28 protein-coding genes are annotated in these 25648 nt (G+C 29.0%); 10 read left to right on the top strand and 18 right to left on the bottom strand.

Annotation, left to right across the window (positions count from 1 at the left end):
- The first annotated feature begins 41 nt into the window (after positions 1–41).
- The 7 genes from CHELV3228_RS10665 to CHELV3228_RS10510 all read left to right on the top strand — a co-directional run bounded on the left by CHELV3228_RS10665 (position 42) and on the right by CHELV3228_RS10510 (position 2874).
- Positions 42–293: a ParA family protein gene (locus CHELV3228_RS10665; RefSeq protein ID WP_147733913.1), complete on the top strand. Its 252-nt coding sequence runs from the start codon at positions 42–44 to the stop codon at positions 291–293.
- Positions 294–322: 29 nt separating this feature from the next.
- The gene (locus CHELV3228_RS10670; RefSeq protein WP_270981493.1) at positions 323–736 is read left to right on the top strand and encodes a hypothetical protein; all 414 of its coding nucleotides are present in this window, start codon (positions 323–325) and stop codon (positions 734–736) included.
- Between the two features lies 1 nt (position 737).
- Positions 738–995 (top strand): hypothetical protein, encoded by a 258-nt coding sequence (locus tag CHELV3228_RS03455; protein ID WP_082199546.1) that lies wholly within the window; start codon positions 738–740, stop codon positions 993–995.
- A gap of 127 nt (positions 996–1122) precedes the next feature.
- Positions 1123–1461, top strand: coding sequence for a helicase RepA family protein (locus CHELV3228_RS10495; RefSeq protein ID WP_234981035.1), 339 nt, complete (start codon positions 1123–1125; stop codon positions 1459–1461).
- 116 nt (positions 1462–1577) lie between these two features.
- Positions 1578–1937 carry a hypothetical protein gene (locus tag CHELV3228_RS10500; RefSeq protein ID WP_234981034.1) on the top strand — a complete coding sequence of 120 codons (360 nt, stop codon included), beginning with the start codon at positions 1578–1580 and terminating at the stop codon, positions 1935–1937.
- Positions 1938–2000: 63 nt separating this feature from the next.
- Entirely contained in the window at positions 2001–2243 is a 243-nt protein-coding gene (locus tag CHELV3228_RS10505) for a hypothetical protein (protein ID WP_234981033.1), read from the top strand.
- Complete coding sequence (locus tag CHELV3228_RS10510) at positions 2236–2874, top strand: hypothetical protein (RefSeq protein ID WP_234981032.1); 639 nt, start codon at positions 2236–2238, stop codon at positions 2872–2874. Before CHELV3228_RS10505 ends, CHELV3228_RS10510 begins: the two co-directional genes overlap by 8 nt.
- A 291-nt stretch (positions 2875–3165) precedes the next feature.
- On the opposite strand, the gene CHELV3228_RS03465 is transcribed toward CHELV3228_RS10510, so the two are convergent.
- Both CHELV3228_RS03465 and tssM read right to left on the bottom strand, forming a co-directional pair.
- The gene (locus CHELV3228_RS03465; RefSeq protein WP_082199547.1) at positions 3166–4056 is read right to left on the bottom strand and encodes a hypothetical protein; all 891 of its coding nucleotides are present in this window, start codon (positions 4054–4056) and stop codon (positions 3166–3168) included.
- The gene (gene tssM, locus CHELV3228_RS03470) at positions 4053–7586 is read right to left on the bottom strand and encodes a type VI secretion system membrane subunit TssM (RefSeq protein ID WP_082199548.1); all 3534 of its coding nucleotides are present in this window, start codon (positions 7584–7586) and stop codon (positions 4053–4055) included. The genes CHELV3228_RS03465 and tssM overlap by 4 nt, the downstream gene beginning before the upstream one ends.
- A gap of 128 nt (positions 7587–7714) precedes the next feature.
- Here tssM and CHELV3228_RS03475 point away from each other — a divergent pair, with 128 nt between their 5' ends.
- Entirely contained in the window at positions 7715–8230 is a 516-nt protein-coding gene (locus tag CHELV3228_RS03475) for an Hcp family type VI secretion system effector (RefSeq protein ID WP_082199549.1), read from the top strand.
- A gap of 163 nt (positions 8231–8393) precedes the next feature.
- Here CHELV3228_RS03475 and CHELV3228_RS03480 read toward each other — a convergent pair whose 3' ends face one another.
- The 13 genes from CHELV3228_RS03480 to CHELV3228_RS03550 all read right to left on the bottom strand — a co-directional run bounded on the left by CHELV3228_RS03480 (position 8394) and on the right by CHELV3228_RS03550 (position 21647).
- Complete coding sequence (locus CHELV3228_RS03480; RefSeq protein ID WP_082199550.1) at positions 8394–9680, bottom strand: hypothetical protein; 1287 nt, start codon at positions 9678–9680, stop codon at positions 8394–8396.
- 13 nt (positions 9681–9693) lie between these two features.
- Positions 9694–13578, bottom strand: coding sequence for a hypothetical protein (locus tag CHELV3228_RS03485; protein WP_082199551.1), 3885 nt, complete (start codon positions 13576–13578; stop codon positions 9694–9696).
- Positions 13565–14980, bottom strand: coding sequence for a hypothetical protein (locus tag CHELV3228_RS03490; RefSeq protein WP_082199552.1), 1416 nt, complete (start codon positions 14978–14980; stop codon positions 13565–13567). The genes CHELV3228_RS03485 and CHELV3228_RS03490 overlap by 14 nt, the downstream gene beginning before the upstream one ends.
- Positions 14970–16277, bottom strand: coding sequence for a hypothetical protein (locus CHELV3228_RS10515; protein WP_244289606.1), 1308 nt, complete (start codon positions 16275–16277; stop codon positions 14970–14972). Before CHELV3228_RS10515 ends, CHELV3228_RS03490 begins: the two co-directional genes overlap by 11 nt.
- Before the next feature lie 399 nt (positions 16278–16676).
- Positions 16677–17321, bottom strand: a complete 645-nt coding sequence (locus CHELV3228_RS03505) for a Tle-like phospholipase domain-containing protein (RefSeq protein ID WP_240811588.1) — start codon at positions 17319–17321, stop codon at positions 16677–16679.
- Positions 17321–17983 carry a hypothetical protein gene (locus CHELV3228_RS03510; RefSeq protein ID WP_082199553.1) on the bottom strand — a complete coding sequence of 221 codons (663 nt, stop codon included), beginning with the start codon at positions 17981–17983 and terminating at the stop codon, positions 17321–17323. Before CHELV3228_RS03510 ends, CHELV3228_RS03505 begins: the two co-directional genes overlap by 1 nt.
- A 172-nt stretch (positions 17984–18155) precedes the next feature.
- Positions 18156–18515, bottom strand: coding sequence for a hypothetical protein (locus CHELV3228_RS03515; protein ID WP_082199554.1), 360 nt, complete (start codon positions 18513–18515; stop codon positions 18156–18158).
- Positions 18505–18654 carry a hypothetical protein gene (locus CHELV3228_RS10740; protein ID WP_156890188.1) on the bottom strand — a complete coding sequence of 50 codons (150 nt, stop codon included), beginning with the start codon at positions 18652–18654 and terminating at the stop codon, positions 18505–18507. The genes CHELV3228_RS03515 and CHELV3228_RS10740 overlap by 11 nt, the downstream gene beginning before the upstream one ends.
- Before the next feature lie 38 nt (positions 18655–18692).
- A complete protein-coding gene (locus CHELV3228_RS10380) occupies positions 18693–19073 on the bottom strand; it encodes a hypothetical protein (RefSeq protein WP_315971468.1) in 381 nt (126 codons plus the stop codon).
- Entirely contained in the window at positions 19070–19585 is a 516-nt protein-coding gene (locus CHELV3228_RS10385) for a hypothetical protein (RefSeq protein WP_174900349.1), read from the bottom strand. Before CHELV3228_RS10385 ends, CHELV3228_RS10380 begins: the two co-directional genes overlap by 4 nt.
- The gene (locus CHELV3228_RS10520; RefSeq protein WP_244289607.1) at positions 19575–20552 is read right to left on the bottom strand and encodes a hypothetical protein; all 978 of its coding nucleotides are present in this window, start codon (positions 20550–20552) and stop codon (positions 19575–19577) included. Before CHELV3228_RS10520 ends, CHELV3228_RS10385 begins: the two co-directional genes overlap by 11 nt.
- 544 nt (positions 20553–21096) lie before the next feature.
- Positions 21097–21417: a type II toxin-antitoxin system PemK/MazF family toxin gene (locus CHELV3228_RS03545; protein ID WP_082199556.1), complete on the bottom strand. Its 321-nt coding sequence runs from the start codon at positions 21415–21417 to the stop codon at positions 21097–21099.
- Positions 21411–21647, bottom strand: a complete 237-nt coding sequence (locus CHELV3228_RS03550; protein ID WP_082199557.1) for an AbrB/MazE/SpoVT family DNA-binding domain-containing protein — start codon at positions 21645–21647, stop codon at positions 21411–21413. The genes CHELV3228_RS03545 and CHELV3228_RS03550 overlap by 7 nt, the downstream gene beginning before the upstream one ends.
- A gap of 240 nt (positions 21648–21887) precedes the next feature.
- Here CHELV3228_RS03550 and CHELV3228_RS10525 point away from each other — a divergent pair, with 240 nt between their 5' ends.
- Positions 21888–22091 (top strand): hypothetical protein, encoded by a 204-nt coding sequence (locus CHELV3228_RS10525; RefSeq protein ID WP_082199558.1) that lies wholly within the window; start codon positions 21888–21890, stop codon positions 22089–22091.
- 123 nt (positions 22092–22214) lie between these two features.
- Positions 22215–22541, top strand: a complete 327-nt coding sequence (locus CHELV3228_RS03560) for a hypothetical protein (protein ID WP_082199559.1) — start codon at positions 22215–22217, stop codon at positions 22539–22541.
- A 366-nt stretch (positions 22542–22907) separates the two neighbouring features.
- Here CHELV3228_RS03560 and icmH read toward each other — a convergent pair whose 3' ends face one another.
- The 3 genes from icmH to tssJ are packed head-to-tail and all read right to left on the bottom strand — an operon-like array spanning position 22908 to position 25590.
- Positions 22908–23702, bottom strand: coding sequence for a type IVB secretion system protein IcmH/DotU (icmH, locus tag CHELV3228_RS03565; RefSeq protein ID WP_171050692.1), 795 nt, complete (start codon positions 23700–23702; stop codon positions 22908–22910).
- Between the two features lie 9 nt (positions 23703–23711).
- Entirely contained in the window at positions 23712–25103 is a 1392-nt protein-coding gene (tssK, locus tag CHELV3228_RS03570; protein ID WP_082199561.1) for a type VI secretion system baseplate subunit TssK, read from the bottom strand.
- A complete protein-coding gene (tssJ, locus tag CHELV3228_RS03575) occupies positions 25093–25590 on the bottom strand; it encodes a type VI secretion system lipoprotein TssJ (RefSeq protein WP_082199562.1) in 498 nt (165 codons plus the stop codon). Before tssJ ends, tssK begins: the two co-directional genes overlap by 11 nt.
- Positions 25591–25648: the final 58 nt, after the last annotated feature.

Genomic DNA, 25648 nt, shown 5'->3' on the forward strand with positions numbered 1-25648 from the left:
TAGTATATAATAACATTTATTATAATATTAAAGGATATAAAATGGTTATTGCTGTTGTAAATGAAAAGGGTGGTAGTGGCAAAACCACCATAGCGGTCAATCTTGCCTGTCGTCTCGCTCAAGATGGAGATAGGGTAACACTCATAGATGCCGACCCACAAAAATCAACCGAAGTATTTTCAAATAATCGCAGCCTTTCAGAATTACCGCCTTTATTTTCAAATATCTCAAAAACAGGTGCAGCTCTTAAAGATGAGATTACGATACAAAAAGAAAAAATGATGTTGTTGTAATTGACACAGGCGGACGCGACTCTAAAGAAATGAGAATTGCTATGAGTAGGGCGGATTTGCTCATTATCCCTACAATTCCAAGTCAATATGATGTCGTAGTAATGGATAGAATGCTTGATGTTTTTGACCTAGCTAAAGAAAGCAATGAAAAACTTACAGCTTTAATTTTATTTAATAGAATTTCACCTAATCCTTTACTAGCAAAAGATTTAGAAGATTTAAGAGAATATGTAGCAAGAAGCATTAAAGAGAAAAATTTAAGCGATTTAATTGTTTTAAATTCTTTAATATACGAACGAAGAGCATATAAAAAAAGTGTAGAAGATGGTAAAACTTTAAATGAATTTGCACAAAATGACAATGATAAAGCAATTAAAGATTTTGAACTTTTCTTTGAAGAAGTTGTTAAAATCGGACATCAAATTTTAGAAAGAAGGAATTAAAATGGCATTTAAGCAAGCTCCAAAAAACAATGATTTCAAAAAACTTCAAGAAGATAAATTTATCGAACAAGCGCGTGGTGAAACAAATAATGAAGAAACAAAACCGAAACTAAAACCACTAAATGTTCCACTTCCCATTGAAACAATTAATTTGCTTAAAAACTATCAGCAAACGGAAGGTAAAAAAATAGAAACGCAAAGTTATATTGTCAATGAAGCAATTTTATTATGGTTAAAAAACAAAGGTTTTATTTCATAATCAATTTCGCTTTAAAAAACACTTTTTGGAGATGCTTAAATCTTCTTTTAACTTTTAAAGCAGTTATCATTAATTTAAACCTTAATTTTATTAGATTTATGTCAAAGGAAAGTTTGTAAGGATTTTTATGCCGAAGAAATTTAATATATTGACAAATGATTTTTTTAATGCAGACAAGTCTGTTGTTTTATGTAAGGATACTCTTAAATTAGAATTGGGTTCTGTTGCGATTTTGAGTGGCGCGAGTTCAATAGGAAAATCCTATTTGGCATTAAAAATTTGCGCGAATGCTTTAAATGAAGGTTTTGTTCCATTTTTTTGGAGTTTGGAGGATAAAATTGCTTCAATTAAAACTAGAATTAAAGATATAGAATATTTTTATCCTTTTGAAAGTGAAAAGCTTAATTTTTCAAATGAGAGACCAAATATCATATCATCTGATCCTAATGAAAAATTTAAGAAATAAGTTGATGGAGTTAGCAGATTGTAATTTAATTATTTTGGATACTTTTAGCACTTTTTTCGTATTTAGGCTTTAAAGATCAAAATAATCAAAATGACATTCAAAATTTTTTTAATGTTTTGTCAGAACTTGCTTTTGAAAATAATCAAGCGATTTTAATTTTGCATCATTTAGATAAAACGGGATCAAATCTTATGGGGAGTTCAGTTTTATTTAATTCCCCTAGATTGATTTATAAACTGGAATTTGAAAGTGATAAAAAGAAAAATTCATCTTGCCGAAAAGTAGAAATTCTTAAAGATAGTAATCAAATCAATAGTGATGGATATGCAGAAAAAATTCAGATATTTTCTTATTCTGATTTTGAATTAGAAATTGATGATGCTGAAATGATTAAAAAACAAGATATTGCTCCTGTATCTAGCAAAGAGATCGAGGGTGTTGTAACGATGCAAGAAAGTCGCGGTTTTTTTATTTAAGCTCTAAAAAAAACCTCTTTTTATCAAAAATTTAAAGAAAATAATAATGCTATTGAATTTAATATGTCAAATGGAGTCGGCTCTACTTATAGTATTAAATTAAAAAATTCTCTTTTAACGCAAACGCACAGAAGTATTATAGATGCGTTATTTTTATATATTAAAAATAACACAGATGCCAAAACTGTTAGAGAATATCAGGATAATCTTTTGGATATGACGATTAGGGTAGAGCCTTATACATTTTTAAAATATTATTTAAATAAAACACCATTAAGCTATGGGTGGTTGAAAAAAATTGGATGAAATTTCTCGTTTTGCCTATGATTTAACATACAAAACAACAATTGATGGAAAGGAGCATATTACAACATTAAGAGATAAAAGAATTTTAATGTTTGATTTAAGTGAACAAAAAATTAAAAAGCAAAATGGTGTTGAAGTTTCAACTTTTATTATTACAATTCAACGAGAATATATCAAAAGATTACAAAATGAATCAACCCTTGCCTATGATGAGGATTTGTCAAAAATTCTTGTGAATATAGGCTCATTGGTTGTTCAAGATTTAATTAGATTTTTAACAACTTTTTCAGAAAAGAAAATTTTAACTTTTAGTATTTTTTGTGATATTAAAACATACAAAACATACAAAACAGCTTCTGTGATTTCTAAAATAAAAAAAGAGATTATTAAAAATAAAGATAAACTCACAGAATTTGGTATTAGGATTTATGGGGAAGGGGTTCCCTTTGGTAAGGATGATGATGAAATTTCATATCAAAAATATAAAAATACAAATGATATTGTATTTATATCAGAAGGAAGTGATAGGGTTAAACGATTTATAAGCAAAAAAGACTCTATGAATAAGCTAAATACAAAAATTAATAAATATATCTTGGTTGATCATAATGATGAATTGTCAAATAACTAGATATAACGCGAGCTTAGCAACTTTTACAGATTTTAAGAAATGTCCCATAACGCTTTTTACCACATTTATCTTTATTTTTTCATTTAATATATTCTCTTGATTATTCACTTTTAATCAATCCAAATTTTTGTTTTTGGAACGATTTGATAAAGATAAGGCAAATTTTCTTTGGCTAAATCTCCAAAAGTTTTAACCGCTGAAAGCTCCAACATCAATTGCTCCTTTGTTATTGTAATCAAATTTATATCGCTACATTTATGGTTCTAAAAAGATATTGTTTTTTCTTGTATCTTATTTTTCTTTATAGCTTGATAATGCTCTCATAGTTAAATTTTCAAATAAATGTTTTTGCTCCTTTAAATTACCGCCAATAGCGGCTTTAAGATAGGTAAAAAAGGCATTGTCCTCCATTTCTTCAAAAATTGGACTATAAAGCTCCTTGCTAATAAGACTTAAAGCCATAAGATTAATAAGCTTTGTTGATTTGATAAGCGGAACATTAGCAATAATTTGTTCTAAATCCTCAATATTTAAATTTGCATAATGATTATTTAAAAAAGCACTTTTTTGATTTTGCTTAAGTTCTTTAAAAATTTTATCAAGGATTTTATCTACATTTTCTTTTGTCAATTCCAAAGAATTTTCTTTAAACATTAAAAAGCTATTATCTTGTTTTGTTTCTATAAAATCATAATTTGGCTTTGTTTCTATCAGTTCTTTTATGCCTTCTTTTTCATTAAAATCAGCTTCTACTTTTCCTCTAGGGAGAAGATTGATAGCATCTATGTTATCATCTTGTTTTGGTATAGATTCAAGTTTTTCTTTACTCTCTAAAAGTTCTTTGTTAATTTCTTTACTATCCACAAAGCGAAATTTAAGCAAACCTATCTTAAAGGTATCGCCTAGACTAATGATAACTTCATATCCTGCTTCCATAGGTGAAAAAGAGTCGTTGTAAAATACCTTACTTTCATTCATAGGAGAGATGGTAAAAAATCCTTCTTCAAATCCTATCTTAAGATGTTTTTGGTCAATGTTTTGCTCCTCATCTTGCACAAACAAAAAACATTCAGGTGAAGAACCTATAAAGCCCCCATCTTCATTAAAGATACAAGCCTTATGTCTTGTTTGATTCATTTCGTGATTTTCAATCACAAGTCCAATATTTCCCTTTTCCATCATTTTGCATTCCCTGTAACATTTTCTGTAATTTTAAGTGATTTAAGCGTGGTTATAATGGTATGTATATCGCCTATTAGAGCAAAATCAAAATACATCTTTGTGTTATTTTCAAAAATAAAGCCATAATTATTTGCTTTTTTATTTTCATTAGCAAATCGATACCAAGCCCATTCCCCTTTATAATTTTTCTGGTAACTTAGATTCGAATTCGCATAATTATAAGCTGTAAAATTTAAATTACTACTATGATTAAAATGCTCTGCAATGATTGCTAAATTTGTGTTTAAAGTATGGTCATACTTTGTGCTAAGATTATTGTATCCAAATTCTATAAAAGAAAAATCTGCACTTAAATCAAGGCTTTTGAGCGTATAACTTACTTTTATATTATCATTAGCGTTTAACATTAAATTGGAAAGCACATTTGCTGTAGAAATAAAATTTAAAAAATCTTTGGAAAAATTCATTTTTGAACTCAATTCATTTTTAACACTATAACTATTTTTTCTTTTAATTAAGACCCCATTAAAATATTTGTTTAAAAATCTATTTAAAGTTCCGTTTTTACCAAAAAAGCTTTTGAATGCATCTATACTTAATTCTTCAGAGCTTGTTTCATTAAATGGATACAATAAAGCAACATTGTTGATAAAAGGAGTATAAACTTCATCAAACCACGCTGTGTTAAATAAAGAAATTCCGTGATTTTCGATTAAATTCCAAGCATCTAAAGAAAGTTGTTTATAATACTTTTCAAATCCACCTGGAAGTTTTTTAATATCAGCATTAAAAAGAGTAAAAGCATCATTAGTATCTTTGCTTTTTCCAAGAGCGTAGATAATTTTTTCTTCAGCACTTTGTGTATTTGTCGTTGTAAATTCGGTAATTTTAGTGTGAATTCGCATAATATCAGCACTTAAAAGCTCTAAAAGTTTGACTTCATTTTTATCTTCTGTTTTTAAACCAAGAGCCGAGGTTCCTGCATCGACCAATTTATTTTGAGAATTTAATTGGTGATAAGGTTCAAATACCTTAGTAAAATTAACAAAACTATTTTTAATTTCACTAGCATTTAAACCAAGATTGTATGCTTGAGTGAGTAATAAAGGATCGTTTAAATTTGTATTAGAATTGATAATTGTCAGTAGAGTTTGCACAGGATTTTCTTTTTTAGATAATATACTAAGCTCGTTTAAAAATCCATCTTTTGTATTATATTTTTGTGGAGCAAGAGAATGTAATATGCTTTGCCATTTATTTTGATATGCATCAAGATAAATTTTAAGTATAGCCATGGCTAACGCGTTTTTATCTTCCGTTTTTAAATTTTTATTTGCAAACATAAAAGCTTCAATTTGGGTCGCTTTATCTATATCTGTGTTGAGGCTATTTAAAAACTCAAGCATTCCATTTTTAGTATAAATTCTTTCTATCAAGTCAATTTTGCTACTTGGAGCAAAAACACTATTGGCAGCAAATCCTAAATCATCCTTGAGATTGTATTTTTTTCTTTTTTTCTCATAATTTATAAAATCAAGTAAAATATAAATTCTTTCTGCTCTTGAAGTTTTGCCAAGTTTAAATATACTTGTGCGTATGCTTTGCTCGTTTTCTTTAAAATGATTTAAGTTAATTTTAGTCAGCTCATCGATACCGCTTAAAAAACTCTCATTTGAAATTTGATATTTGCTTAAAACCTGCCAATTTTCATTAATCCAAATTTTAAGTAAATTTTTATCAAGATATTGTTGAGCAAATAAAGATTTATACATGTATAGGGTTTTTACTAGCGTGCTACTATCATTGTCATTTTGTAAAATAAATTCCATTTCTTTAAGCAAAGTGTTTTTAAGCACATCTTCATTTAGTTGATAATAAAACTCTTGAGCCTTTGAAAAAGCTTTATATGAAAGTTCGATTTTAAAATAATCCACAAAATTTGCTTCATTGCCAAGTTGAGGATACACACTAAGGATATTTTTAAGATGTGCTAAAAGCTCAGCCTTTTTGTTAATGTCAAAATTTTCATAATTTTTAGAATTTTGCAAAAGGGCATTAAGATTATATAAAGCGTTGTGTGCTTTTTCTTGTTCATTGATATTTTTAGAAATAAAATGAAAGGATATAAAATAAGTTCCTAGAAAAAGTAAAATTGCTAAGGAAACAAAAGAGATTTTTTTCAATAAATTTTTAACATGACTTAAAGGCGTGTCTTTAAAGATGATATCCTCCAGTAAAGATTTTACAAAAAAACTTTGTTCTGTTTTAATACGACTTGTTTTAACTAGGGCTTTTTTAATATTGTATTTTTCACAAACTGCATCAAGTAAGAAATTTCTTGGAACATTTTCCTGATAAGCACTTACAAAATACATCCCTCTTAAACTAGAATTATTTTTTAAAGAATTCTCGTTTTGAAGTTGTAAAATAAAGTTCTTAGCCAAAGCAAATAGATTATCGAGCTGTTTAAGAAAAAAGTATATTTTATTCTTTTCTTCCAAAGAATGGATGTGATGATTCATACTTGTAAAAGCATAAAATAATGACTGGCTTATTTCTTTAAAATCCTTGTCTAAAATATTCTTATCAATCGTTCCGCTGAAGCTCAAACCAAGGATTTTATTGGCGATTTTTTCATTAAAAATATTCATAAATTCTTTCATACCTTCAAGCAAATCAAGCTTAGAAAAAACGATATAAATGGGAAGTCTTAAATTCAAAGCATTTTCACAATCATTAACCCTTTTGGTAAGGTAACGGATAATGTTTTGAGAGTATTCTTTAGGCTGTGTTAAAAAAAGTTTTGTATCAACAATCAAAACGATGCCATTAAGCTTACTATGAAAAAAATTTTTATTTAAAAAATTCAAAAATGAACGCCAAATGTGTTTCTTTACCAAAAATTCTTTATTTTTATCTATATCATCTTCTGGTAATTCATCGCTACTTTGAGGACTAAAAAATTCCTCTTGAGAAAAATAATTTCCTTCCGTATCAAGCAAAGCTCCATTTTTAGAAACATACAAAGAAAAATTAGTGGTTGATTTATGAAGTTTTTTATAAGATTCCAAACTATCGCTTAAAGGATATTCTATATTTGAGTAGTTAATAAAAGTGCTTTTTCCTGCCCCTTCATTTCCTATAATGATAATAAGAGGTAAATTTTTAGTTTTTATATCTTGTTTCCAAGTATTTTTAGCATCTTTCATGGAAATAAAAAAATTTCTTTTAGCTTTAAATAAAAATTCATTGGCTTCTTTTTTGAGAGCTTTAAGTTTGCTTCTTTTTTCATTTTTAAAAGAAGCAAAAAAGTTTATGATAGGCTTTAAAAGAAAAAATAAAAAAATAAAAAACCAAAGAACAAATACAATTCCAAATCTAAGATAAGGATTGGCAAAAATATAGACATCATTAAAGGCAATTAAAGAACCCCAAAAGCAAAAAAACACACTCATAATAAAAAGAACACTTAAAGAAAAAAGTGCTAAAAAAAGTTTAGATTGTAAAAAATTTTTTATTTTTTGAAACATAGTTTTCCCACTAAAATTAAATCATTTAAAAATTGAAGAAGTATTTTATAAAACTTTTGCATAGTTTATCCTAAATTTTAAATGAAGATGGTATAATTCACATTTTATTTTAAAATAAAGGAATAATTATGGCACAACCAGCTTACATTAAAATCGAGGGTTCTTCTCAAGGTCTTATTTCAAGTGGTGCTTCAACTGAAGCTAGCATAGGTAATCGCTATCAAGCAGGACATGAAGATGAGATTATGGCTCAAGAAGTTTCACACATTGTTGAAGTGCCAACTGACCCACAAAGTGGGCAACCATCAGGGCAAAGAGTTCATAAACCCTTCTCTTTCACTTGCTCACTTAATAAAGCCGTTCCGCTACTTTACAATGCTCTTACAAAGGGAGAAAAGCTTCCAAAAGTAGAAGTGCATTGGTTTAGAACCTCTACAAGTGGAGGAGGAGAACATTTCTTTACGACTATACTTGAAGATGCTATCATCACAAGTATCGATCTTGTAATGCCAAACGCACAGGATAAAAATAATAGTGATAAAACAGAACTTTTCAAAGTTTCTATGAATTATAGAAAAATCATTTGGGAACACACTGCTGCTGGCACAAGTGGAAGTGATGACTGGAGAGAGGCTAAAGCTTAAAGTTTAAGGCTCTTATTTATAGAGAGCCTTAAAACTAAATTTATGATTATAAATTTCACTCATTTTTTCATCTTTATCTATTCAATTTACCCTATCTCCGAACCATCTTTCATTATGATAGTAGTGGCTAATCTTCCCAGTAAATTTAGGACGGATTTGTTGTTTAATCCTTAATATGATGTCTTTTAGCATAGGCTTCTATCTCTTGTCTTAGATATTCAGGGAAGTTGTCCCTATAAATGGCTGGGATAGTGGGGTTGAGTTTTTTATCAAGTTCGCCATTTTTATAAAGTTCTTCTAAATACTCAGGGGTATAGTAAGTAGGTGCGTTGGGGTAGCCTTGATGAGGGGTGAGGGCTAAGATTTTAGCAGGTAAGAGCAATTTGTTTTCTATTCGCTCTCTTGCATCTGCTTCACTCCATTCATTTGGTATATCAAAATCAAAATTTGTAATAAACTTATATATTTTAGACCTACTTGTCTCATCAAATTCCTTCCTACTTTCAGGCGTAGAGTCCTTATCCCTTGGGTCTTTAAGCTTTCCTGCATCTACAAGGTCAAATAAACGAACGATTGGACCTTGATTTTGAGGATCCCAAGCCCAACCATACATAGTATTAAAGTCAATCACCCATTCAACTCCTATAAGTTCATCTAAATAGGGTATCATTCCAAATTTATCAAGTAAGGCTTTATGGTTTTTATTCAGTTCATAAATCATTTGGGCTCTTTGTTTATTCCAATGCAGTCCATCCATTAAAGCAAGTGAGCATAAAATAACATAGGCTAAATTTCTAAACGCATCTTCATCTCCTAATTGAGCTTGTAAAAAGAGAGCTTGATGATTCCTAGCCGTCCAACCTGTCGAGCTCATCTTCATAAAAGCTCTTCTATCTCCTAAAAAACCTCTTAATAAATTCCATTCATTTAATTCTAAATATTGAGAATAATACGCAGCAAATCTGTTTGAGTTTAAATTAGCGAGATAAAAAAACTCTTCATACTCAGGGTTAATGACCTTACCATTATCATCGACTCCAGCTATCGCATCAAGTGGCACATCTAAAATAGCAGGTCTTAATCCACTTCTGATGACTAAATATTTATATCTTTCTCTTTTTGTTTTTAAACTTTCATAATAGGCTTTTTCTTTTTTAGTCCAAGGGGCTATTTTACCTTTTGGGGGATCTTTTAGATAAAGTTCTTGCCAAGCTTTAAATTCTAGTAAGGTAGAACTTTGTCCCGTGTGAAGAGTGGGGTCTAGGTAGATGGGTTGGTAGGATTCTTTGTAGACTTTGGTTAATCTTGCTGCTTCAAACAAAGCCTTAGAATATCTTTGAGTGTATCGACCTGTTTCTTTTGACATTTTTTCAAAAATGATTTTATTACTTCCCTTTTCTACTTTTAAAATTAAAGCATTTTGCAAAATGATCTCATAAGTTTCACTCATCTTTTATCCTTTCTTATCCTAAATATAAACCATCTTCTATGATGATAGTCGTGGCTAGTCTGCCTATGGCTTTGGTAGGAATCGTTGGTTCATCTTTTGAATCTGTTTTATTGTTTGTTTTATTAAGAGTATCGCTAGCTATATTTTTTTCAGCTTTTTCTCCCTCATTCTTTTCTTTGACATACACGGCTTTAAGATTATTTTGTCCTATGATATCTAAAGCCTTAATTAGTTTTCTAGCTTTTCTTTTATCAAATAGATATTGACCTTCTATGAGAGTATTGGTAAAATAATGATTTGCATAGTCTTCAAGGATGGCTAAGGCTTCATTGTATAAACGAATAGGAGCCGCTCTATCATCTTTAAATTTATTTCTTCTTTCTCTTCTTCTAAATTCTTTATACAAAGCACTCGTTGTTTCAAGCTGATAAATCGTGCAATGATGAATTTCTATGTTTTTATAAGCTTTGCTAAAAAATTCCTTATCGCTAATAAAATCTTTAGGCTCTTTCATCTCATCTTTAGAACTCACACCCCTTTTTTCATCGATGATGAGATAGGATAAGAGTCTTCTTAGGGCGAATTCTTGATTTTCTCTTGAGTGCTCGTAGTAAAGATTATACATTAGGCTTAGGTGCGAGACAAAAACTCCCGTGCGAAGCTCTAAACCATAAATGATATCTTTAAAATCAAAACTCATCATTTTAGAATTAATCCTCATGGGATAATACACGAAATCTTCCTTTTCCACTGCCAAAGGTGCGTCGTATTTAAAGGTGTAAAATTTATGAATGGCTAATTTATGGCTTCTTTTTATCGCTTCGTAATGACTTGGAAAGATGGACTCTAAAATGAGATCTAAACCAGCTGAAGTTATAGCTTCTGCGAGGTTGGCTCTAAATTGTGCGATTATTTTTGTTTTATGAAAGCTTTTTGCTTTGGCAAGTGTACTTTGAAGTTGGATATATCCTATCCCAGCTCTTTGGTGATTGGTTGTATCATTATGATAAAAGAACATATTTTTAAGTAGTCTTACATCATCTTTCGTAAGTTTTTCTCCACCTATCTTAATCTCATTTTTTGCGTATAGCTCATTTATGAGTTTTGCTTTAGCTAAGTTTGGTGAAATTTTTTCTAATGTTGCTATGCTATCTAGCTTGTTTGTGATAAGAGCTTGTTTTTTTTCAAAAATTTCCTTTTGTTTTTGAGTGTGAATCAAATCAGCCTTTAAGAAAAATTGACTATATTTTTTAAGCTTTTCTTTATCTTTTAAAACTTCATCATCTATGCTAATTTTTACAAAGGTTTTATCAGGCTGTATTTTTTGCTTGGCAAGATGAAAAAAGCCAAGTTCATTTAAAAAAACTTCATCAAGTCCTTGAGTGAGCAAGGTAGTGAAGATTTTAAAGGCGTGTTCATAGTTTTTAAGTTCATTATCGATAAAGAAATTCATAAAAGGAAAGGCAGAAGCTAGGACTTTAAAGAAAGAAATTTTAAGAAGTTCTTCTAAATTTTTATCTTGCAATTGTTTGATTTGCTCCTCTAAATTTTCATAGTCTAGTTTCTTAAATTTTGTTTCAAAATCCCCATTTTCTTCAAAAAGGGAAAAAGACTCCAAAGGCTGGTTTAAATCTTTTTTTAATCTCTCACAAAGGCTTTGACTGGTAGAAGTTGTGCCTTGAAGAAAAGAATTTAAAAGCTTTTGTATAAAAATATCACTTTTTTCTTTGGTGTGAGTCAGAGTAAAGTTATATAAATAGATACAAAATTTAGCATTATCATACTCTATGTGTTGATATAGCTCCCAATCTATAATGTTTTCGGGTTTTATGGATTGATTATCTCTTTGTTCTTCGCTCAATGGATAATCTTTACATTCTAAATTTTCTTGATTGAAATCGATTTTATGATTGACATTATAGCCCAAACTCATTTGTAAATTGACACTTGGAAATTTTTGGGCGATATGATATAAAGCATAAGCTATAATGAAGCATTCTAAGATACTATAAGTTGTTGATCTTGCTTTTGCTTTTGGTTGGTGTATATTTTCAAAGAGAAATGTTTCAATCAAACTAAGATATTCTTTAATAGCTTCTTTTTCATTAAGTATAATATCTTCTTTGTCTTTAGCTTGTTTAAAATGGCTTGAGATATAAGGTAGGGAAAATTCTTTGTTTGAAAATTCATCACAAATATCTCTTTCTTTATCCCGATATAAATCAAGTATCGTTTTATACTCAGGATATCCGTAAGCATCTGGCGTTGTTTTAAAAAAATCAGCCCTTCGTGCTAAATCTAATAATTCTTCGCGTTCATTTTCAAATTCCTCAATTTCTTCTTTCTCTTTTTCATATTCTTTTTTTGCTATTTTTTGAAATAAAGAAAGCTGTAAAACATAAGGCTTATCGTCTTCATCTTCTACATTTATCTTAAAATTACTATAATCTCTAACGCTATTATAAGTGCTTTGATTTGGATTAAAATTAAAAGATGGTTCTTTTTTTCTGTATTGATCTATGATTTTATTACCAACAATTTGATTTGTTAAAAGCTCTGTAAGCTTGGCGTTATATTTGTTTGGGAAATTTGTAATTAAAAGATAATTTTTCCCCATGCTGCTTGCTGTTTTGTTTTCTTTATTTGAAAAAATCTCAGCAAGGTCAGAGGAGTTAAAATGAGGGCTTTCTATATAGGCAAAATGATTAAATTTCTTAACTTGTTCTTCGGCGTAATTTTTAAGGCTTTTTTGCTCTTCGTAATTTAATTTAAACTTTGAATTTAGCTTAAAGCTTTGCTTTTTTTCTTCTTTTGCTTCCCCTGAATTGGTTTTGTCTTGGACTTGCTGAAAGAATTGATCTGTATCAAAATTCATATCACAATTTGCTTCATAGGCTAAATTTAAAGATAGAAAATGTAAATTTTCACTCATACCCAAAGTAAAACAAGATAAATCAAGTAGATGTTTTTTATCATTTTTTTCTACGATTAAAGCAGAGCTTAAAAGTTTGGTGTTGATATGATTTGCAAACATACCAAATTCACCTGCTAAAAACTCAAGCAGAGGTCCTATGAATACATCGTTGCCTTTTTGTTCTATTTGTTTAAGGCTTAAGGCTAAACTTATAATAGAAAAGCCGACGGATATGCTCACAAAACCTCCCATGATGGCACTTGTGATCATTTTGTGTTTTTCATCATCTAAACTTTTGCCAAATTTGTTGATTTGTTCTAAAAGTCCTTTAAAATTTTGCTCCAAGCTCTCTTCAAGTTCGTTTTTAATAAGTGTGTCAAAAAGTTTATTTTCTCGTATGGCTCGAATTTCTTTTTTAATGGAGTTTTTGTGTTCTTGCAATATTTGTATTAATGGCTCTTTTGCATTTTGTGCTTTTAAGTCTTTGCTTGTAAGATTTTCATCGCTAAGAGCTTTTAAAAGATCACTGATCGTTTGTATGTCTTTCGTATCCTTGAAATGCTTTTGCAAAGCTGATAAAAAATTGATAAAGATATTATTAGGCTTGTAAGTTATAATTTTAATGCCCCTAATGCCATTTGCCTCACTTTCTTTTATGGGTTCAGCTTTTGGAGTTTCAAGGATATAGCCCATCTTATCTTTTTGCAAATCTTTTATATCCATTTCTTCGCTGATAACCCCAAGCGTATGGATATAAATTTGGACATTGGAATTTGCGCGTAGGATTGTAAAAAAATTCTCTATAAGTTCTTCAAAAAGAGATTTTTTAAAAGAATTAAAAATTTCATCTTTATTTTTTAAAAGCTTATGCAAGATATAAAAATCAGCACAAATAAAATCAATCCTTTGGGGTTTCTCACTGCCATTAAGCCCTAGCATATCATTTATTTTCACCCTAAGCATTATCATATCACCAATCAACATCAAATCCTCCATTCACCACTACAATCTCACTAACTCTTTTCTTTTCTTTTTCATCTTCTTTACGGATACATTCATCTATCCCTAAAGCAAATTCAAATTTTATCTTTTTTGCCTTATAAGGAGTCATAAAAGCAAAAATATATTCAGTATAATTTGGCATTTTATCTTTAACTTCTTCTTGACTTAGTTTTAAAGCTTTGATATTTGTATAAGAATGAAGTTGCTTAAATTCTCCTATCCCATAGTCTTTATCCTTATAGTTTTCATAGGCTTCTTTGTAAATTTTAGGAATGCTTTGAGGGATTATAAAATAAATATAAATCAGATTAGTATCAATTTTAAGTTTGATTTGTTTAAAAAGCATCTCTTTTTTAAATTCATTCTTTAGACTTTCTAAGAGGGTTAGAGTGTTTTGTGAATTTTCTTGTTCTTTGTCTTTGATTTCTAAGATTTCTTTTTCTAAATTGAGTTGTGTTAAAGGTTCATTTTCTTGTCTTGGATTATCATTTAAACTAAACCTATAGATGGGTAAATTATCTTTTTGAAATCTATCACTTTTATAATGCAATCTTATCATAGGCTCTTGAAGTTTTGTTAAGCTTTTGCTTTGTTGTTCTAATCCCTCTAAAGGATTAAAACTATGATCAAAAATAAATTGATTGAGCTTAGGCACACACTTTAAAGCAAAGCCTTGATTTGTGATTGAATTACTCACTAATTCTTGCAAGATAACAAATTCATCATTAACTTTCTTTTGAGATAAAGAACCTTTAACATTGACAACACGAGTGCAAGGAACACTCACCCCTGCTATGGTATGAGAACAGCCTTGTATCTTTGAATTTAAATAATCACTTTCCAAGATTAAAGGCACTCCATTTGATTTAAAGCTTTTTCCTTTGTTTGATTTAAGGATTACCTTACCTCCGTGAGGACATCTAATCACATCATCTTCAAGCACAGCATATAAAGAAGCTTTGCTTTGTTTGGCTTTTATTTCTAGTGCTTTGTTTTGATTTAAGGTTAATCTTGTTTGTTCTAGTGTTTTGATGTTTTCTTTATGGGTGAGTTTAAGTTTAATCTTTAAGCTTTCATTACTAAGAGAGTAGTTTAAAAGTGTTAAGGTAAGGTTATGAAGATAAATAGTGAGTTTTCCCTTATCAAGTGTTTCATCTTTAGGGGCAAAGTAATAACTTGGTTGTTCTTGTTTAATGTTTCCTTCTTTGTCTAATTCTCCAAAGAAGAAAGGATGGTTGGGGAGTTCTTGGGAGCCTTGGAGCTTTACTCCACATAGGTATATGGAAGAATTGATAATATCAATATTTTTAGCCCTTAAAATCTTACAATCAATCACTTCTTTATCATAAGCAAAGATTGTTTCTTTTATTTTCTTAAGAGACATAAACTTTCCCCAGATGCTTAGTCATTTTATGATAACTAGAACTCCAGTATTTCTCACTTCTTTTTCCTGCTAAAACATTAAAATAAAATTCATTTCTATCTTTTTGATATTCTTGTGAAATATTGCCATAATTATATTTATGATAAAGTATTCTTGAAATCATTTCATCTTTTAGTTTAAAGATGAAAGGGTAAAATTTGCAAACACTAAAATTATAATGCTTTTGACTTAAATCTAATTCTTGTATAATGATAGCTTCATAATTGTTACTTGCTTTTAAAAGTTTGATTTGCCCATCTTTTTTATCAAAATAAATGAATTTAAAATCACCTTTTAAATTTTCATAATTTGTATTTGTCTCTTTTAATCTTTGAATCAGCTTGTCAAGGAGTTTATCAAGGGTAGAATAGATATTTTCTAATTTCATTTTTTTAGTATGAACTAGTTTAAAGATTTGATAAAGTATTTCATCTTTTGTTTGACATACTGCCTTGAGTTTTTGCTCTAAAGCTTTATCATCAATATAGCAAATATAATCATTATTCATCATAGTTCTAGCCCAATCCCTAAAAGCTTTTGCGCCCTTAATGCTTTTAAGATTATCGTCAATGTTTTGGAATTTAAAGAAGGTGGAGTGAATGAGTTTTATGGTGGGGAAAAGCTCTTTTAAATCATCTAATATAGGAGCATTGGGTATCCATTCTTGAGTATAAATGACCTCTATGCCGATAAAATCTAGTTTATTTAAAACCCAAGTGGTGCAGTTGTGAAAGGGAAATTTATTAAGAGGATAAGAGTTATAATACAAATTCTCTTTCAATGTCTCTAAACTTACCATTTGACTATCATCTTGCGTTAAATTAGGATTCCTATCTTTTGTTTTTTCTATATCTTTTTTAATTTCATTTAATAAGGTTTCATATTGTTCTTTTGAAATTTCTAGGGTAAGGCGGTTGTATTGTTGAAAAACATTAACACTTCTTAACTCATACTCATATTGTTCTCTTTTTTCACTCCAATTTGGAATATATTGATTATTCTCAAAAACTTTGCCCCAATGGTTAGTAGTAGATTTTACGGGTGTAAAACCATAAAAACCATCATTAAATTCATTTGTTTCTAAACTTTCATACCATTTTTGATCTATCTTACCCCATTCTTTGTTTTTAAGATATTCTTGTCTTAATTGTTCATCTACTTTATCAAGTTCATCGGGATGCTTTCTTGTAAGTCCTAAGAAGGCGTGAGGAATGCTAAAATCCATAGGGTCAATATAAATGGTTACGAAGTATGGCATAAATTTTTCCTTATAAATGGTTGAAAAAATAATATCCAAATGCCGCATAACATATCATAAAAATTAACGATAAAAATAAACTTAATTTGTGTATTTTATAAAAGAAATTGATAATAAGAAATAAAACGATGCTTAAGGAAAAAAAACCAACAATTAAAATTGCTATATCATTAATAGTGTGAGTATTAATATTAAAAATCCATTGTGTGGGGTATAATAACCATTGTGTGGGGTATAATAACCATTGTGTGGGGTATAATAACCATTGTAAATTATCATTTTTTATTAGGTAAGAATATATAAATGGTGATATAATTACAACACATAAACACAAAAAACAATCCAATATAAACTTAGTCCATTGAAATTTTTCTTTCATAATAATACTCCCATAATTGACTATCCATAAATACTAGGAGCATTAAAGGTATAAACTTCGCTAGGACTAAAAGATAATTTATCTTTATGTTTTTTATCACAATAAATAAAAGCCATTTGGGCTAAATATCCTCCTAAGGAGTGTCCTACAAATACAATGTTTTTGTTTTCATTTTTGATTATTTTATCCACTTGTTTTAAGAAGTCTAAAAGGGCGGAAGATTGAAGGTTTCCATCAAGAGAAAGGGCTATGTCTTGAACTAAATCCATTAAAATCTCTTCTATTTCATCGATATCGGTTTCGGTCCCCCTAAATCCCACCACAAATTTATCTTTCTCTTTATCGTAAAATAGTGTAGCAGAAAAACCTGTATCATTATCTTGAGTAAAGGCTAATACTTCATAACGATTTACAAATTCATTAGCATTATCTTCATCAAAACTAATATTATAAGCATCAAACACAAGCATAGAGCTTTGGGTTAAGGCTTGGAAGTATGTAGGTAAAAATTGCTTCTTGCTAATTCTTTGTTTGGACATTTCACTGTCAACATATCCAAAACCTTCTTTCCCAAACATCCCATCGTTTAAACCTGTAGAATAGCTAGCCCAGCAAATTCTGGCATATTTATAAAGTTTCATATATTTGGCTTGTTTTTCACACATTAATAGTCTCTTTCTTTTATTTTTTTCTTATATTCATCAATGCCATCGCAACCTAATGTTCTTCCATTTTTAGCAAACATACCTATATCAAGCCAACCATATGTATAATAACTTTTATATAAAACATTTGTTGCAATTTCATAATATTGATATTCTACTTTTTGTATCCTTAATCCCATATTGCTCTCAACAAATTTTACTTTTACAACATTGTTCTTGCCTTTAACCCTATCATAAACTTCTTGATTATAAATCACTTCTTTATCTTTTAAATTCTTACACAAATTCTCAAATTCTTTAAAACTACTTTGCCATTCAAGAGGCACAAAAGAATAGCTAAACCAAGCAATCATAAACAAAGGATAAGGTAAAAACAAATAAAACTTTTTAATTTTTTTATCAATATTAAAAAGTTTAAAGATAAGATAAAAGACAAGCTTTAAAAATAAATATACCCATATAGTAGAAAGTATAAATAAGCTAATCCATCCAAAGAAAGGAAAAGGGGAAAAGGTTAAAAGAGTTAAATAAGTAATATTATAAAAAGTTAAGATGGCAAGGAAAAGATAAAATAAAGTTTGTTTTATATTTTTAAAGAATTGTTTTTTAAAATCATTTGGTTTTTCTTTATGATTAAAATAATGATAAAGCTTATTTTTCATATTATTTTATCCTTTAGCTTGCACATTGTGTGAAGATAGTCAAAGGGAATCTTAGAATCTTTCAAAAGAGAAATAAAGTCCGTCATATAATCATCTAAATCAAAGCTTCCCCTTATAGCTAGAGTATATTCTTTGCTTTGCTTATCTTGGAATAAAGCAGCGTGGAAGCCTTTTAATTGTTTTTTGCATCAAATTTAGGATAGAAATCTAATAAATTATATTTATCAAAGAAATTCTTAGCTTGAGTGGGAGTAAAATCGCCTTTGAGTTTGCCTATTTTTTCTTTTTTCTTTATTTTTGGATTGAGACGATATGCTTTATAATTTTTATAGGTATTATCCATAATATCAGCAAAAGTAATTTGTTTTACGATGGAATTTCCACTAGAATCTATTCTGTCCTTTCCTTCTTTATCTTTTAACACAATAAATGCTTGACTAGTATCGTTTGTCATTAAATCATAATAACCATAAGCAGCCCAAGCTAATTCTGCATTATCTTTTAACTTTTTAATCATTCCCTTATTTGTCATCACTTTGCCTCTTTGGAATCATATTTTCCTTTGCTACATCAACACAACTCAATGTTCTTTCTATCCACTCATAATTGTAGCTTACTCCACGCCTCTCTAAAAAATAGCGTCTTGTATCCCAAGAAATGTCTATTGACATTTGATAAATATTGTATCTATTTATTGGAGATTTGTTGCTTAAAAAAACGCTACCATTCCTGATCTTAAATTTAATTGTTTCTTTTCGCTTAAAGTTGCATATTCGTAGATTCCTTTTTTATAATATCCATTTTCATTGGTTACTTTCCATTTTCCTTTATTCAACTCCTTCCAATCCAAACTATCTAAATCCGTATCAAAATATCCCAAAATTTTATTATACTTCTCTTCATTGTTTGGCAACTCATTTAACTTGCATAGTCTCCTAAACTCCCAATAACTTGGCTCTAAATAATATGAATAAGGCGTATAGTAAAATATCCCCAAAGCTATAAAAATTAAAATAACATAGCGTATTTTCCATTTCAAAACAAGAAGTAAAACTAGAGGTGTGAATATGAAAAATATTAAAACTATCATAATATTCCTTTGTTTGATTTAAGGATTACCTTACCTCCGTGAGGACATCTAATCACATCATCTTCAAGCACAGCATATAAAGAAGCTTTGCTTTGTTTGGCTTTTATTTCTAGTGCTTTGTTTTGATTTAAGGTTAATCTTGTTTGTTCTAGTGTTTTGATGTTTTCTTTATGGGTGAGTTTAAGTTTAATCTTTAAGCTTTCATTACTAAGAGAGTAGTTTAAAAGTGTTAAGGTAAGGTTATGAAGATAAATAGTGAGTTTTCCCTTATCAAGTGTTTCATCTTTAGGGGCAAAGTAATAACTTGGTTGTTCTTGTTTAATGTTTCCTTCTTTGTCTAATTCTCCAAAGAAGAAAGGATGGTTGGGGAGTTCTTGGGAGCCTTGGAGCTTTACTCCACATAGGTATATGGAAGAATTGATAATATCAATATTTTTAGCCCTTAAAATCTTACAATCAATCACTTCTTTATCATAAGCAAAGATTGTTTCTTTTATTTTCTTAAGAGACATAAACTTTCCCCAGATGCTTAGTCATTTTATGATAACTAGAACTCCAGTATTTCTCACTTCTTTTTCCTGCTAAAACATTAAAATAAAATTCATTTCTATCTTTTTGATATTCTTGTGAAATATTGCCATAATTATATTTATGATAAAGTATTCTTGAAATCATTTCATCTTTTAGTTTAAAGATGAAAGGGTAAAATTTGCAAACACTAAAATTATAATGCTTTTGACTTAAATCTAATTCTTGTATAATGATAGCTTCATAATTGTTACTTGCTTTTAAAAGTTTGATTTGCCCATCTTTTTTATCAAAATAAATGAATTTAAAATCACCTTTTAAATTTTCATAATTTGTATTTGTCTCTTTTAATCTTTGAATCAGCTTGTCAAGGAGTTTATCAAGGGTAGAATAGATATTTTCTAATTTCATTTTTTTAGTATGAACTAGTTTAAAGATTTGATAAAGTATTTCATCTTTTGTTTGACATACTGCCTTGAGTTTTTGCTCTAAAGCTTTATCATCAATATAGCAAATATAATCATTATTCATCATAGTTCTAGCCCAATCCCTAAAAGCTTTTGCGCCCTTAATGCTTTTAAGATTATCGTCAATGTTTTGGAATTTAAAGAAGGTGGAGTGAATGAGTTTTATGGTGGGGAGGAGTTCCATAAAATTTCCAGGGATAGTATAAGTTTCATCAATGAGTTCTATGCCTATATTTGAAAGTTTTCTAATGACCCAAGTAACGCAATTATTATCAAGAAGTTTATAAGTAAATTCCTCATTGATAGATTTTAGACTTTGTGGTTTTATATCTTTTGTCATTTCGTAATCTTTTTGTATATCTTGCAAAAGTGTTTCATATTGTTCTTTAGAAATTTCTAAAGTAAGGCGGTTAGAGGGTTTGAAAGTTTGATGACTTCTTAGTTTTTTAAAATCATAAGTGTTCGTTTGTGTATTATTATCCATTACATAGTGGTTATTTTTAAAAACTTTTCCAGCCGTATCATTAATAGAATTTGTTCCCGTTCCAAACCCCCAAAAACCATCATTAAATTCATTTGTTTCTAAACTTTCATACCATTTTTATCAAAATCTTTCCAATCAGCATTTTTGAGTTTTTGCATTTTTATTTCATCGTCTATTTATCAAGTTCATCGGGGCTTTTATCTTTAGTAAGTCCTAGGAAGGCGTGGGTGAGGTCTTCCATTTCCCAATAACATTGATTTTTAAAATCCATAAAACACTCAACCAATGAATATAAATCGTTATGAAATATTTCATTTAACAAGTCCTCCTAGTATTCCAAATAACTTGAGCGAAAGAAATATAAAAGTCATACCTAAACAAAAAGTAATAAGACATCTCCATTTTTTTAGAATGAAACAAACTACTGTAAAAATAATAAAAGTTACTATTAAAAGATAAATTATTTCCCTAAAATGATAACTATAAGCCATAAATATCCAAATAAACGCTATGACCGATAAAATAAGTTTCATCTTACCTTTAATTATTCAAACATTTGCCTTAAAATCTCTTTCAATTCTTTTTGCTTTTTTGGCTCCAAAACAGCAATTTTATTTTTAAATCTTTCAATACTAACACATCTTATTTGGTCGCATAAAATTTTAGCTTTCTTATTTTCAAGAGTAAAATTCACTCTATAAGGTGCTTCAAAACCTTTTGAGCTAATGGGTGCAATCAATCTTGTTTTAAGATAACAAAGTTCATTAGGGGATATAATAACACAAGGTCTAATCTTTTCTATTTCTGCTCCACGAGTGGGATTTAAATCAATCCAAACAATATCAAATTGTTGCCATTTTACCATTGCCACTCTTTTAAATCTTCACTCAAATAATCCTCATTTACCTTTTCTTTTTTAGCCTCTTTTCTTAAAGCTTCACTATCCCAACCACTTCTAACATTTTTTGTTTTAAGCAATAAGCCTTCTTCTACAATTTGTAAATCAATGACACTATTACGCAAATTAGCTTTCTCTATCAAAAGCTTAGGGATTCGAATCCCATAAGAACTACCGATTTGAATTAGCTTTGTCATTATTTTTTCCTTATTATAATTATTTTATAATTATAAAGTAGAAAGGTTAATTGTTTTTATTTTGTTTCAAATTGTAAATAAAAGAAAAACAAAAGGTATTAGCCCTTGCATATCCAGCAAATCAAACTCAAAATTCTATCGTTGAAAAACTTGCAGGTAAATATAAAAATCATCAAAAGCCTCAAGAGAATTTAGAAACAATAAAAGAAAAAGCCATGTTTGAAGCTATGAAGGAAAAATATGGTTATCTCATTGATACAGCAAGAAATCCAAGTTGAGATTTTAAGTGGCGTCTTAATGGAAGCATATTTTGTATCGACAAAGTTTTATAAGATTGACAAAAATGAGATTATACAAGATTTAAAAACCATCATTTGTTTTGAGGGGGTAATTAATAAAATTTTGCTTAAGTTCTTTAAAAGATTTTATCTACATTTTCTTTAAACATTAAAAACACCTCAATACAAAAACCCTAGACCTTGCTTACAATCAACTCGCTGAGAGCTAGGAAGAAGTAGGTAGTTAAAAAATGCTATAATTTAAAATCTTAACATAAAGGAATTTACAATGCTTGGAACAAGATTTGAACTCGATGAAGAAAAAATTTTAAGAGAAAATGAATACGACTTAGAAGACATTTATGCAAAGATAGAAGAACTTGCCACAAAAAGAGCAGGACTGACTAAAGTTTCTAAAAATCATTATGAGTTTAGAGGTGAAAAAAATGCTCAAGCTCATTTAGGAATTTTAGTGTTTAATTGTTTAAAACACTGCGATTGGTTCGCTAAAAATGTAAAAACTTGGGAGTGGCTAGGTGATAGCAATGATGAAAACTATGTGGGTGATTTAATTGCTCTTTTTAAAAAGGACAAGGAAAATGTCATTTGGCAATAGTAAAAAACTCAAATCCATAGCCTTTGATTTAGATACTAAGGCTTTAAAACCTTAAACATTACAAAAGAAAAAGCTCTAAAAATTTCCAAATGAATCTACTTAAAAATTTTTTTTAAGAATACTTATATATAAAAAATTTTCATCTTCTCTAAAGTTGAGTAATTTAAAAGAGAGCATGATTAACTGGATTAGTGGATATGTGTAGGATTGCCGCTCATTAAAAAGCTCGTCAATTTGTTTATATATTCTTTTGCCAAAAGCATACAATAAAACACAAGAAATAATATCTAATGCATTAAAAACTATAAAAGCCCTTATACATCAATTTCTAATTTAACTCATTTTTGTCCAATAATTTCATTGACATTATAAGAGTTTTTTACTTTTATTTATATCTTTATCCATTTCTAGCAAGATGCTAATATTTTCATCAACTCTTACATTATTTGTTTCAATATCCAATAAAACATAAACATACACAAGTAAAATCACAGCTAAAGGAAGTCCTATAAATGTAGCTTTAAAGTATCTTCTTTGGAATTTTTGCCAAAAATTTTCTTTGGTGTGCTCAATATAAGCTTTTGTAAAAGCAAACTCTTCATTTATATTTAAAAGAGGACTTAAAGATGAAGCTATATTATTACAAAGATAAAGTATCCTTTCATTAACATCTTTATTGTTTGAGTATTTGCCCTTATATCCTAATACAAGCAAGGCATAAATAAATTCTAAAAAATCTTTGTTTTTAGCAGGATTGTTAAGCCAAGAAAGAGCGATATCATAAAAATTATCTCCCCCTAAAGTTTCATCAAAAAGTCTAATGGTAAGAGTGTTATTTGCCCACGAACTTGCCATAAAAAGTTCATTTTTCATTAAGCTTTCATCGATGAAGACGCAAAGGCAATACCTAAGCTTAATGATATCCTTTTCATCATACTCTTTAGAGTTGCTTAGTTTTGAACTCCAAGTTAAAATGTCATTGACAAATTCTTCTTTAAGATTTTCTATCGCACTTGTTTCAAGTGAACTGACTTTAGAAAGTCTAAAAGTGAGTAAAAGAAGTTCTAACGCATAGTCAATAACTTTATTATTTTTAAGTCCGCTAAGTTCAGAACTTAAAAGCAAACTTACTTCATTTGTGTCTTGAAAATTCTCTCGCATGATGTGCCTTTAAAATACAGCCCACATTTTTATATCAGGGTTTTTGATATTATGAGTTAAATATAAACTAATCACATTTGCACCCTTAAAATCAGCAAATAGCGGATCTTTTTTGTCTATCTTATAATAAATATATCCATTAAGATAAGGCAAAGCTGAAGGAATATTAGGAATTTGTTCTATATTAATGCCTTTAAGTTGTGTGGCAACGATATTTTTTATCTTACTTTGGGTGTAAAGTTTGCTTTGAGATTTAAAATTTTGAAGTAAATACTCATAACTCGCATCAGCACTGATAGCTAAAAAAATATCAGCTTCTTCCACTATGCCTGCATTATCAAAGAACATATCGTAAAAACCATTGCCAAGACTAGTAACATTTGCCATGGTATAACGAGGTGAAGTGATTTTGGCAAATAAAATGCGTATGTTATTCATCAGCGGAATAAAGCTTTCGTTTAAATTTTGATGTTTGTATGGGATAAATTCTAAAAAAGCACCTTCTGTATTAAAAATTCCAAGTTCACCTTGAAATTCAACAAGTTTTTCATACAAAAATTCAGGATGCAGTTTATCTTTGTGATTGAGATATGAAAAGATAAGATAATATTTTTTAAGCAAATTCAAAGCTAGATAGGTGCTAAAATCAAGAGTGTTTTTGGTTTGGTCTATGCCTTTAAAAATATTACCAAGTATTTCTTTATGTGATTTTATGGAGTATAAAATTTCTTCCAAAAATGCTTTAACAACAGAATTTTTACTGATATCAAGGCAAGTTGGGATAAAACTCTCATCAAGTTCTATTTTTTTATTATTATCTATACTTTTAATTTTGGCGATAGGAAGCTCTAACTCATCGGTTGTGCTATCCCCTAATATACCAAGTTTCAGTCTTAAACTTGCTAAACTAAGGCTAATTTTTTCTTGAGTAAAAGTCATACTTTGTTCACTAACATCTTCTAAATTTTGTATGATATCTTGATTTGTCTCATCATAAATTCTTGAACCAATCATACTCTTTAATGCTATATATTTAGTATCTGGCATATTGTTTAATAAAGCTATATCAGCTACACTCATAAAGCCCAATGGAATTTTTAAAGTAATAATAGAATTGACTAAAGAGTCATATTTTAATTCCAAAGGTTCGGGAAGTAAATCTTGCTGGGGTGCATCAAAAACACTTCCATCCTTGCTAATACCAGAAATTTTTGTAAGAGCTATTTTGCCCTCTATAAGTAATTCCCTAGAAAATTCGATATCTATAATACCATATAAGTTACTACCAACACCAATGGTCTTAACATCGACATACCTTTGCAGATATCTTTCTTGTTGTTCAAAATGAATTTTGTCTATATTTAAGCCATTAAACCAAGCAACTTTGAGTTTATCTGCCATTTTGCTCTTTCTCTATTTTTTTCTTTGTTTTTTTACTAAATTCTTCCACTCTTTTAATGCCCTCGTGCGTAATTTCAAATTTTAAACTTTTAGTCCAAATACCATTAGCATCTTTAGTTTGAGCCCAAACTTTTGTAATTTTTCTAGTATTATTGGCAAAGAGAGCTAACACTCCTATATAAGGAACTTCCTCATCTTCTATTTTTATAATAAAAACATTTTCATCTTGTGGGGCAAGTTGAATTTTTAAAGAATCAATTTTATCTTTACCTAAAACTCCATCTTCTCTAGCGATCAAATCCACTTCATTTGCATTTTCAAATTTTTTAATATCTTTAAGTTGATAGATAATAAGAGTGATTGGAACATCATCGTTTCTATTGTTTAGATTTGAATTTTCAGTGTTATTAAGACTCACGCTTACTGTTCTTGAACAAGCATTAAAAAACAATAAACTTAAAAGCAGAATAAGAATTTTCAAACGCATTTACACCTCTTGTTTAGTAAAAATTTATAAAAATTAAAATCTATAAAGCTTGAAAATT

This window comes from Campylobacter helveticus (assembly GCF_002080395.1).
Taxonomy (GTDB): domain Bacteria; phylum Campylobacterota; class Campylobacteria; order Campylobacterales; family Campylobacteraceae; genus Campylobacter_D; species Campylobacter_D helveticus.

Coding starts and splice junctions, on each gene's coding strand:
- CHELV3228_RS10665 (WP_147733913.1), top strand. CDS start 42: ATGGTTATTGCTGTTGTAAATGAAAAGGGTGGTAGTGGCAAAACCACC.
- CHELV3228_RS10670 (WP_270981493.1), top strand. CDS start 323: ATGAGAATTGCTATGAGTAGGGCGGATTTGCTCATTATCCCTACAATT.
- CHELV3228_RS03455 (WP_082199546.1), top strand. CDS start 738: ATGGCATTTAAGCAAGCTCCAAAAAACAATGATTTCAAAAAACTTCAA.
- CHELV3228_RS10495 (WP_234981035.1), top strand. CDS start 1,123: ATGCCGAAGAAATTTAATATATTGACAAATGATTTTTTTAATGCAGAC.
- CHELV3228_RS10505 (WP_234981033.1), top strand. CDS start 2,001: ATGTCAAATGGAGTCGGCTCTACTTATAGTATTAAATTAAAAAATTCT.
- CHELV3228_RS03465 (WP_082199547.1), bottom strand. CDS start 4,056: ATGATGGAAAAGGGAAATATTGGACTTGTGATTGAAAATCACGAAATG.
- tssM (WP_082199548.1), bottom strand. CDS start 7,586: ATGTTTCAAAAAATAAAAAATTTTTTACAATCTAAACTTTTTTTAGCA.
- CHELV3228_RS03475 (WP_082199549.1), top strand. CDS start 7,715: ATGGCACAACCAGCTTACATTAAAATCGAGGGTTCTTCTCAAGGTCTT.
- CHELV3228_RS03480 (WP_082199550.1), bottom strand. CDS start 9,680: ATGAGTGAAACTTATGAGATCATTTTGCAAAATGCTTTAATTTTAAAA.
- CHELV3228_RS03485 (WP_082199551.1), bottom strand. CDS start 13,578: ATGTTGATTGGTGATATGATAATGCTTAGGGTGAAAATAAATGATATG.
- CHELV3228_RS03490 (WP_082199552.1), bottom strand. CDS start 14,980: ATGTCTCTTAAGAAAATAAAAGAAACAATCTTTGCTTATGATAAAGAA.
- CHELV3228_RS10515 (WP_244289606.1), bottom strand. CDS start 16,277: ATGCCATACTTCGTAACCATTTATATTGACCCTATGGATTTTAGCATT.
- CHELV3228_RS03505 (WP_240811588.1), bottom strand. CDS start 17,321: ATGTGTGAAAAACAAGCCAAATATATGAAACTTTATAAATATGCCAGA.
- CHELV3228_RS03510 (WP_082199553.1), bottom strand. CDS start 17,983: ATGAAAAATAAGCTTTATCATTATTTTAATCATAAAGAAAAACCAAAT.
- CHELV3228_RS03515 (WP_082199554.1), bottom strand. CDS start 18,515: ATGACAAATAAGGGAATGATTAAAAAGTTAAAAGATAATGCAGAATTA.
- CHELV3228_RS10740 (WP_156890188.1), bottom strand. CDS start 18,654: ATGTCAATAGACATTTCTTGGGATACAAGACGCTATTTTTTAGAGAGG.
- CHELV3228_RS10380 (WP_315971468.1), bottom strand. CDS start 19,073: ATGATAGTTTTAATATTTTTCATATTCACACCTCTAGTTTTACTTCTT.
- CHELV3228_RS10385 (WP_174900349.1), bottom strand. CDS start 19,585: ATGTCTCTTAAGAAAATAAAAGAAACAATCTTTGCTTATGATAAAGAA.
- CHELV3228_RS10520 (WP_244289607.1), bottom strand. CDS start 20,552: ATGGATAATAATACACAAACGAACACTTATGATTTTAAAAAACTAAGA.
- CHELV3228_RS03545 (WP_082199556.1), bottom strand. CDS start 21,417: ATGGTAAAATGGCAACAATTTGATATTGTTTGGATTGATTTAAATCCC.
- CHELV3228_RS03550 (WP_082199557.1), bottom strand. CDS start 21,647: ATGACAAAGCTAATTCAAATCGGTAGTTCTTATGGGATTCGAATCCCT.
- CHELV3228_RS10525 (WP_082199558.1), top strand. CDS start 21,888: ATGGTTATCTCATTGATACAGCAAGAAATCCAAGTTGAGATTTTAAGT.
- CHELV3228_RS03560 (WP_082199559.1), top strand. CDS start 22,215: ATGCTTGGAACAAGATTTGAACTCGATGAAGAAAAAATTTTAAGAGAA.
- icmH (WP_171050692.1), bottom strand. CDS start 23,702: ATGCGAGAGAATTTTCAAGACACAAATGAAGTAAGTTTGCTTTTAAGT.
- tssK (WP_082199561.1), bottom strand. CDS start 25,103: ATGGCAGATAAACTCAAAGTTGCTTGGTTTAATGGCTTAAATATAGAC.
- tssJ (WP_082199562.1), bottom strand. CDS start 25,590: ATGCGTTTGAAAATTCTTATTCTGCTTTTAAGTTTATTGTTTTTTAAT.